The sequence below is a fragment of the Microbaculum marinum genome (assembly GCF_037855135.1).
Lineage (GTDB): Bacteria > Pseudomonadota > Alphaproteobacteria > Rhizobiales > Tepidamorphaceae > Microbaculum > Microbaculum marinum.
The window spans coordinates 336426-345699 of the sequence record NZ_JAZHOF010000008.1 but is presented as its reverse complement, the minus strand read 5'-3'; the positions used below and the strand labels follow the sequence as shown (position 1 = coordinate 345699).

At 67.3% G+C, this 9274-nt stretch carries 8 protein-coding genes; 5 read left to right on the top strand and 3 right to left on the bottom strand.

What is annotated here, in order from left to right; all coding sequences use genetic code 11:
* Window positions 1-73: 73 nt before the first annotated feature.
* Together lepA and V3328_RS20070 are read left to right on the top strand one after the other, a co-directional pair.
* The gene (gene lepA / locus V3328_RS20075) at window positions 74-1873 is read left to right on the top strand and encodes a translation elongation factor 4 (RefSeq protein WP_340331502.1); all 1800 of its coding nucleotides are present in this window, start codon (window positions 74-76) and stop codon (window positions 1871-1873) included.
* Window positions 1874-2036: 163 nt separating this feature from the next.
* Window positions 2037-2618, top strand: a complete 582-nt coding sequence (locus tag V3328_RS20070; RefSeq protein ID WP_340331491.1) for a nuclear transport factor 2 family protein — start codon at window positions 2037-2039, stop codon at window positions 2616-2618.
* Between the two features lie 852 nt (window positions 2619-3470).
* On the opposite strand, the gene V3328_RS20065 is transcribed toward V3328_RS20070, so the two are convergent.
* Both V3328_RS20065 and V3328_RS20060 read right to left on the bottom strand, forming a co-directional pair.
* On the bottom strand, window positions 3471-3899 hold the full coding sequence (locus V3328_RS20065; RefSeq protein ID WP_340331490.1) for a VOC family protein: 429 nt from the start codon (window positions 3897-3899) through the stop codon (window positions 3471-3473).
* 44 nt (window positions 3900-3943) lie between these two features.
* Window positions 3944-4903 carry an isopenicillin N synthase family dioxygenase gene (locus V3328_RS20060; protein WP_340331489.1) on the bottom strand — a complete coding sequence of 320 codons (960 nt, stop codon included), beginning with the start codon at window positions 4901-4903 and terminating at the stop codon, window positions 3944-3946.
* A 187-nt stretch (window positions 4904-5090) separates the two neighbouring features.
* Between V3328_RS20060 and V3328_RS20055 the strand changes: the two genes are divergently transcribed.
* On the top strand, window positions 5091-6590 hold the full coding sequence (locus V3328_RS20055) for an AMP nucleosidase (RefSeq protein WP_340331488.1): 1500 nt from the start codon (window positions 5091-5093) through the stop codon (window positions 6588-6590).
* A gap of 247 nt (window positions 6591-6837) precedes the next feature.
* Here the strand turns inward: V3328_RS20055 and V3328_RS20050 are convergent, their stop codons facing one another.
* Window positions 6838-7254 carry a lysozyme inhibitor LprI family protein gene (locus V3328_RS20050; protein WP_340331487.1) on the bottom strand — a complete coding sequence of 139 codons (417 nt, stop codon included), beginning with the start codon at window positions 7252-7254 and terminating at the stop codon, window positions 6838-6840.
* A 249-nt stretch (window positions 7255-7503) separates the two neighbouring features.
* On the opposite strand from V3328_RS20050, the gene V3328_RS20045 reads away from it, so the two are divergent.
* On the top strand, window positions 7504-8550 hold the full coding sequence (locus V3328_RS20045) for a cysteine synthase A (RefSeq protein ID WP_340331486.1): 1047 nt from the start codon (window positions 7504-7506) through the stop codon (window positions 8548-8550).
* A gap of 1 nt (window position 8551) precedes the next feature.
* Window positions 8552-9274, top strand: coding sequence for an alanyl-tRNA editing protein (locus V3328_RS20040; RefSeq protein ID WP_340331485.1), 723 nt, complete (start codon window positions 8552-8554; stop codon window positions 9272-9274).

The following is a 9274-nucleotide window of genomic DNA, read 5'->3' as shown; positions in this document are numbered from 1 at the left end:
GGTCGCTCGCTGCGCTCGCTCCTCGCCTCTTGTTGTGCTTCCCTCCCCGGAAAACCGGTGCTATCAGCCCGCCATGACCGACACCGCCCATATCCGCAACTTCGCGATCATCGCCCATATCGACCACGGCAAGTCGACGCTGGCCGACCGCCTGATCCAGCTCACCGGCGGCCTGACCGTGCGCGAGATGCGCGAGCAGGTGCTCGATTCGATGGACATCGAGCGCGAGCGCGGCATCACCATCAAGGCCCAGACGGTGCGTCTGAAATACCGCGCCAGGGACGGCGAGGACTACGTCCTCAACCTGATCGACACCCCCGGCCACGTCGACTTCACCTACGAGGTGAACCGCAGCCTTGCCGCCTGCGAGGGCTCGCTGCTCGTCGTCGACGCCAGCCAGGGCGTCGAGGCGCAGACGCTCGCCAACGTCTACCAGGCGATCGACGTCAACCACGAGATCGTGCCGGTGCTCAACAAGGTCGACCTGCCGGCCGCCGACGTCGACCGCGTCAAGCAGCAGATCGAGGACGTCATCGGCCTCGACGCCTCCGACGCGCTGCAGATCTCCGCCAAGACCGGGGTCGGCGTCGACGACGTGCTGGAGGCGATCGTCACCCGGCTGCCGCCGCCTTCGGGCGACCGCGACGCGCCGCTGAAGGCGCTCCTCGTCGATTCCTGGTACGACCCCTATCTCGGCGTCGTCGTGCTGGTGCGCATCCTCGACGGCGTCCTGAAGAAGGGCATGAAGGTGCGGATGATGAAGGCCAAGGCGACCTACGAGGTCGACAAGGTCGGCATCTTCACGCCCAAGCTCGTCGACTTCCCCGAACTCGGCCCCGGCGAACTCGGCTTCCTGACCGCCTCGATCAAGGAGGTGGCCGACACCAATGTCGGCGACACCATCACCGAGGAGCGCCGCCCGACGGCCGAGGCCCTGCCCGGCTTCCGCCCGTCGATCCCGGTCGTGTTCTGCGGCATCTATCCGGTCGACGCCGCCGATTTCGACGACCTGCGCGCGGCGATGGGACGGCTGCGGCTGAACGACGCCAGCTTCTCCTACGAGATGGAGACCAGCGCCGCGCTCGGCTTCGGCTTCCGCTGCGGCTTCCTCGGCCTGCTGCACCTGGAGATCATCCAGGAGCGGCTGGAGCGCGAGTTCGACCTCGACCTGATCGCCACGGCGCCCTCGGTGGTCTACCGGATGGCGCTGACCGACGGCTCCGAGATCGAGCTGCACAACCCCGCCGACATGCCGGACGTGGTGAAGATCTCGTCGATCGCCGAGCCCTGGATCCGCGCCACCATCCTCACCCCCGACGAGCATCTCGGCGCGATCCTGAAGCTCTGCGAGGAGCGGCGCGGCGAGCAGGTCGATCTGTCCTATGTCGGCAACCGGGCGATGGTCGTCTACGACCTGCCGCTGAACGAGGTCGTGTTCGACTTCTACGACCGGCTGAAGTCGGTCTCCAAGGGCTACGCGAGCTTCGACTACCAGATCACCGGCTACCGGACCGGCGACCTGGTCAAGATGGCGATCATGGTCAACGGCGAGCCGGTCGACGCGCTCGCCATGCTGGTGCACCGCTCGAAGGCCGAGACCCGCGGCCGCCAGCTCTGCGAGAAGCTGAAGGACCTGATCCCGCGCCACATGTTCAAGATCCCGATCCAGGCGGCGATCGGCGGCAAGGTGATCGCCCGCGAGACCATCGCCGCCCTGCGCAAGGACGTCACCGCCAAGTGCTACGGCGGCGACGTGACCAGAAAGCGCAAGCTTCTGGAAAAGCAGAAGGAAGGCAAGAAGCGCATGCGCCAGTTCGGGAAAGTCGAGATCCCGCAGGAGGCGTTCATTGCGGCGCTGAAGATGGGGGAGTGAGGGGTGCGCGGCACGCTTGCGTGCCGATGAAACGCAACGGTCGGCGCCCGAGCCGGTCGGACCCCTTCCACGAAGCGATGTCGCCGCACACCACGAAACGGTGGCGTCCGCCGCGTCAGGCGCTAAGGTGCCGCGCGGCAACGGTCAGCACGAAGTGAGTCGCATGAAGCAGATCCTGAACGTCGGCCTTGCGCTTCAACTCGTCGCCGCGTCGGCGGGGCTCGCCGCCGCGCAGGCGGTTCCGGAAGGCGGAACGCTGGCAAAGGATGCCGCGGCGCTGCGCAGCTACGTGCCGTCCGGCAACCCGGGCGCGACGGACTTCGACGTCGCCGATCGCGCCGCGATCGCCAACCTGATCCGGGCCTATTCGCTGGCCTACGACAACGGCGAGGCGGACACCTGGTTCAGTCTGTTCACGCCGGACGCGGTGTTCGTCGCCGGCGTGCCGGGAGAGCCGGCGGTGGCGTTCACCGGCGAGGGCTTCCGCAGCTTCTGGACGGAGCGGTTGAAGACGTTCGGCGCCTCGGGCAACGTGCGCCGGCACCTGATGTCGAACATCGTGTTCCTCGACCAGACCGACACCACCGCCCATGTCAGCGTTGTCGGACTGCTGACCAACGCCAAGGACGCCAGGACATTCAGCGCCGTGACCAGCCTCAACTACGAAGGCTGGCTGACGAAGGGGCCGGACGGCTGGAAGATCAGCCGCTGGCACGACTTCCCGGACGCCCCCGTCCCGCAGTAGCGGCGCACCCGCGGGGCCCGAGCGGACAGCGGTCATCTCGGACAAGACGTGGATGGGCGGCGCAAGGCCGGCCATGACGACCAGGCATAGGCAGTTCAGCGGTCCGTTGCGCGGACGACACGTCGCGCAAGGCGGGCATCGAGCCCGCCTTGCGCCACCCCCACCCCGACCCTCCCCCATCGAGGGGGAGGGAGACGTGTGCCGTGAGGCGTGGCGGCATGATCCCGATCCGGTCGTGCTGCAGATGCCGAGTTCAGAGCTGAATTCCACCCACGGTTCCCGTCCTCCATCAAGGGCGAGGAAGGCGTGCGCCGAGAAGCGTGGCCGCATGATCACGAACCCACCGTGCGGCAGGTGCCGAGGGTCGGACCGGATGCGGGGCATCGCCCACCGTTCCCCCTCCCCTCGATGGGGTAAGAAGGCATGTGCCGGGAGGTGGGGCGGCGCGACCCGGTCGTCGGACAGACACTGAGCACAAGGCTGAATTCGCAGCCTCGCCCCCGGTTCCCCTCCCCTCGATGGGGTAAGAAGGCATGTGCCGGGAGGTGGGGCGGCGCGACCCGGTCGTCGGACAGACACTGAGCACAAGGCTGAATTCGCAGCCTCGCCCCCGGTTCCCCTCCCCCTTGATGGGGGAGGGTCGGGGTGGGGGTGCGCGGGCCGCCGGCTCGATGCCGGCGGACCGCGGCGGCGGCCGAACCGCGGATTCATAGGCCAATCATGCAGCCGACAGGCGGAAACGGCCAGCGAACTCCCGCCTTTTGCCCACCCACGTCATCCCGGCCGCAGGCGAAGCCGGAGAGCCGGGATCGCCCCAGGCCGCAGAGACTGCCGCCGTTGAAAGCGCGCCCCCTACCGCTGGTGCTGGATCCGGAACACGTTGTCCTCGGGATCGGCGAGGACGCATTGCCATGCGTTGTAGTAGGTCTCGCAGGGCGGCTTGATCAGGGTTGCGCCGAGCCCGACGGCCCTGGTGGCGGCGTCGTCCACGGCGGCGTCGTCGGCAAGCTCGACGGTGACGTAGCAGCCGACGGTTCCCTTGGGCGCCTGCCTGTCCGACAGGTCGAGAAGCGCATAGGCCTCGGGTCCGTTGAAGCCGAGCCGGACGCCGCCGGCGTCGAGGCAGCGGAAGACCGGCGAGCGGACCGCCTCGATCTCGGCGAAGCCGAACAGCGCCGAATAGAACGCCGCGAGCCGCTGCGGATCCGCCGCGAACAGGTTGACGTCGCGGACGAAGGCCCCCGCCACGGGCCTGTCGTCACCCTGCTCTCGCCCTGCCATCACGCCACCATCACGCTGCCATCGCGCTGCCGTCGGCCTGCCGGTCAGCCGGCCTGCGTCCTGGCATACATCTCGGCGACGTGCTCGCCGACCGTACAGGGGGTGAACTCGCCCAGCGGCGGCTTGCCGGCCAGGCTCGGCACGCACTCGATGCGGGCGTGGTAGTTCGGCCCGAAGAAGAACGGGATCGAGTAGCGCACCCGGTCGGTGCCCTGCCGGTTGATGACCCGGTGCAGGTTCGAGCGATAGTAGCCATTGGTCCAGCGCGGGATCATGTCGCCGAGATTGACGACGAAGGTCCCCGGCGTCGGCGGCGCGGGGATCCACTCGCCGTCCGGATTGCGCACCTCGAGACCGCCGGCGTCGTCCTGGGCCAGCAGCGTCACCGCCTCCCAGTCGGTGTGGGCCCCGGCGCCGAACTGGTTGGAGGGGGAATCGGCGGGCTGCGGCGGGTAGCGCAGCAGCCGCAGCGTGCCCATCGGCTCCTCGAACATCGGGTCGAAGTAGTCCTCCTCGAGATCGAGCGACAGGGCGAGCAGGCGCACGATGCGCATGCCGAGGTCGCGCATCGCCAGCACGTAGGCGTCCATCTGCTCGCCGAAGCCGGGCAGTTCCGCGACGCGGACGCTCGGGCTGTAGCCTGCCAGACCCGCCATCACGTTGGGGTGGCCGTGCGGATAGTGGATGCCCGTGTAGAGGCTCTCCTTGTGATCGGGCAGCGCGTCGGCGTCGAGCACCTGGGCGCCGAGCGGCTCCCATCCCCGATGGCCGGGCAACGTGCCGACCGCGTAGTTCTGCTTGACGGCGACCGGCAGTTCGAAGAACCGGCGGGCCCAGTCGAACTGCTTGTCGATCAGGCTCTCCGGCACCCCGTGGCCGCTCGCCAGGAAGAAGCCGGCGCCCATGCAGGCGTCGCGAACCTCGGCAGCGGTGGCCTTCCGGGCCGCGGGATCGTCGTTGAGGGTCGAACCGATGTCGATGACGGGGATCTCGTCGAAATGCATGGCGGGTGCTCCGGAAACGTCTGCCTGGTGTTCGGCTTTGCCGACAGGTTAACCGCTCCGGCGCCCGCCGTCGAACCGGATCGGTGCGTGTGCGGCGGCCGAATCGAGTTGCAGGAGACGGCGTCCCGCAGACCCGGCCGGGCACTGCCGCTTGACTTCGCCGCCGCCCGGTGAAACGTCAGTATCCATGCGCATCGCGCCCAGACTGCTCTCACCGGACCCGATCGCGGCCGAGGCCTTTTCGGACGCGACCCTCGCGGTGGACCGGCTCCAGGAGATCTACGAGCGCAACACGGCGTTCCTGCGCGGGCGACTGGAAAACTATCTCGGCGGGGAGAGGCTGGAATCGCCGGTCCGCGCGACCTACCCTTACGTGCGGATCACGACGGGCACGCATGCCCGCATCGACTCGCGCCTGGCCTACGGCTTCGTGTCCGGCCCGGGCGTCCACGAGACGACGGTGACCCGGCCGGACCTGTTCCGCGCCTACCTGCTCGAACAGATCGGCCTGCTGATCGACAACCACCGGGTGCCCGTGGAGGTGGGCGAATCCGCCGAACCGATCCCGATCCATTTCGCCTTCCGCCGCGACATCAATATCGAGACGCAGTTGCTGCGCGAACGGCGCGCCGAATTCGACCAGCCGTTGCGCGACCTGTTCGACACGCCGGACCTGGCGGCAATGGACGATTCCATCGCCAACGAGACCCTCCGGCTGGTGCCGGGCCAGCCGGCGCCGCTGGCGATGTTCAAGGCGACGCGCATCGACTACTCGCTGCACCGCCTGTCGCACTACACCGGCACCTCGCCGGAGCACTTCCAGAACTTCGTCATCTTCACGAACTACCAGTTCTACGTCGACGAGTTCGCCCGCATCGGCCGCCAGCGCATGGCAGACGGCGACCCGGTCGCCACCGCCTTCGTCGGCCCGGGAAACGTCGTCACCCCAAACGCGCGGTCGGGAGAGGCCCCGACGGGACAACCGCCGGCGCGACTGCCGCAGATGCCGGCCTACCACCTGGCGGAGCCGGGATACGGCGGCGTCAGCATGGTGAATATCGGCGTCGGCCCGTCCAACGCCCGGACCATCACCGACCACATAGCCGTGTTGAGGCCGCACGCCTGGCTGATGCTCGGACACTGCGCGGGCCTGCGCAACACGCAGAAGCTCGGCGACTACGTGCTCGCCCACGGCTACGTGCGCGAGGACCACGTCCTCGACGAGGAACTGCCGCCATGGGTCCCGATCCCGGCGCTTGCCGAAGTCCAAGTCGCCATCGAGCAGGCCGTAGGCGAGGTGACGGGCCTCAGCGGATACGAGCTGAAGCGGGTGATGCGGACGGGGACGGTCGCCAGCGTCGACAACCGCAACTGGGAACTGAGCGACCACGGCGTCATCCTGCGACGCCTGTCTCAGTCGCGCGCGGTGGCCCTCGACATGGAATCCGCGGCCGTCGCGGCGAACGGCTTCAGGTTCCGGGTCCCTTACGGAACGCTGCTGTGCATCTCGGACAAGCCGCTGCACGGCGAAATAAAGCTCGCCGGGATGGCCGGCGAATTCTATCGCGAGCGCGTCGGCCAACATCTGGAAATCGGCCTGAAAGCCCTCGAAAAGCTCAAGTCGCAGGAGCGCGAACGGCTGCACTCACGAAAACTGCGAAGTTTTGCCGAGGTTGCCTTCCAATAATCGACCAGGTGGTCGTGCGTAATTACTGTGGTGCATCGGCAACACCGGGGCGATTTCCCGGTCGACGCCGTTTAATTCTCTGACTTAAGCCGGCGAATCAGACACACTCGTCTCATCCAGGGGAGACATCCTCCCCTGCCCGCGTAAGCGAGATGCGGGACGACACATCAACGTAATCCTCCCTCCGTTGGTGCGTATCCAACTCGGGCGGCCCTTAGCCGCCCGTTCTGTTTGGGCGTGGCCTCGGTCAGTACGGGCCGCGGGAGGCGATATCCTTCAGGATGCGGTCCAGCGCCCCGATCCGCGCGGCATAGGATTCGCCGATGCAGTTCACGTCGGCCGCACACGCCGAACGTTCCCTCAGGAACTCCTGCTGATCGGCTGCCATGACGGCGCCCACTTCCTCATTGACCAGCAAGTTCAGGATGTTGAAGAGAGTGACCATCTGGATGTCCATCGCCGCGAGGACGGGAGTGCTGCATATCGCCGTTTCCGCAGGCCGGATCTGATAGCGGCAATCGATCGTCCCGGCGACAAGCACAGGACCCTCCCCCTGCGACGGAGCCGGCTGGGATGACTGATCGCTCTGCGCCATCGCCGCGGACGACGCCATGGCGAGGCCGGCGGCAACGAGTGCGGACGTCATCATTTTGCGCAGTGTCATTATGGTTCCCTCGTTTGGTGTGTTGTCACGCTCATACCCAAAACATAGCCCGCCACGCAATGGTGGCGCCAAGGCGGCAGCATCGGAGGACGGGCGCGGATCCGGCGTTTCCGGTCAATTCGGCCGCATCATCCGCGCGGGCGCACAATTCAGGCATTTAACCTCGTCACCGCGGGGCTCCGCCTTGAATGCCTCCCGGGCCACCGCTAGTTTCCCTTCCCGGCAGGAACGGCGGAGGCATCGCCCAAAATGGAAACCCGCGACGGAATCCTCGAAACCATCGGCAATACCCCGCTGATCAAGCTGCGCCGGGCCTCCGAGGCAACCGGGTGCACGATCCTCGGCAAGGCGGAATTTCTCAATCCCGGTCAGTCCGTGAAGGACCGTCCCGCCCGGCAGATGATTCTGGAAGCGGAGAAGCGCGGCGACATCAAGCCGGGCGGGCTCGTCGTCGAGAGCACCGCGGGCAATACCGGCATCGGACTGGCCCTGGTGGCCAACGCGCGCGGCTATCGCACGCTGATCGTCATCCCGGAGACCCAGAGCCAGGAAAAGAAGGACATGCTGCGTCTTGCCGGGGCGCAACTCGTCGAATCCCCGGCCCTGCCCTTCAAGAATCCGAACAATTACCAGCACATAGGCCGGCGGATCGCGGACAAGCTGCGCGAGAGCGAGCCGAACGGGGTTCTGTTCGCCGACCAGTGGAACAATCTCGACAACCGCAAGGCGCACTACGTCTCGACCGGCCCCGAAATCTGGCAGCAGACGGAGGGCAAGGTCGACGGCTTCATCTGCTCCGTCGGCACCGGCGGGACGCTGGCCGGCACGTCGACATTCCTGAAGGAGCGCAATGCCGACATCGTCATCGGCTGTGCCGATCCGCGCGGCGCCGCCATGTACAACCTGTTCGCCCACGGCGAGGCCAAGGCCACCGAGGGCGGCTCGATCACCGAGGGGATCGGACTTGGCCGCATCACCCCGATCATCGAGGACATCGAGGTGGATACGGCCTTCCTGATCGAGGACAGCGAGGCGGTGCCCGTCGTCTTCGACCTGCTCGAGCACGAGGGGCTGTGCCTCGGCGGATCGAGCGGCGTCAACGTGGCAGGCGCCATCCGCCTGGCGCGCGAGCTCGGGCCCGGCCACACCATCGTCACCGTGCTCTGCGACATCGGCACGCGCTACGGCTCGAAGCTGTTCAATCCCGCCTTCCTGCGGTCGAAGGACCTTCCGGTTCCCGACTGGATAGAGCGCGAGGTGGACATCGAGATTCCGTTCGTAGAGACGGAGTCCTGAGGTGCCGGCGACCGAGCCGCTGTTTCGCGACGATGCCTACCTGAAATCCTGCGAGGCGACCGTCGTCGGGATCAACGACCGCGGCGGCATCATTCTAGACAGGACGGTGTTCTACGCTACCGGCGGCGGCCAGCCCGGCGATGCCGGCGTGCTGAGGGCCGGCGGTTCGGACATCCCGGTGGCGACCGCCGTGAAAGGCGAAACGGCCGACGAGATCGTCCATGTCCCGGCGCAGGACGCGGCGCTGCCGAAGCCCGGCCAGGCGGTCGCCGCCGAAATCGACTGGGAGACGCGCTACAGGCGGATGCGGATCCACTCGGCACTGCATCTGCTGTCCTGCGCGCTGCCGTTTCCGGTGACGGGCGGGCAGATCGCAGACGACTACGGCCGGCTCGATTTCAGCATCGACGGCGCCGTCCCGACGAAGGAAGAGATCACCGCCAGGCTCAACGAGCTCATCTGCGGCAATCACGCGATCTCGACGGAATGGATCACGGACGAGGAACTGGCCGCCAACCCGGGCCTGGTGAAGACAATGAGCGTCAAGCCGCCGATGGGCGCCGGCCGTGTCCGGCTCGTCAGGATCGGCGAGGTGGACCTGCAGCCGTGCGGCGGCACGCATGTGCGCAACACCTCGGAGATCGGCGCAATGACGGTTGCCAAGATCGAGTCGAAGGGCGCGCAGAACCGCCGCGTCCGCATCGCCTTCGCCGAGGGAGGCTGA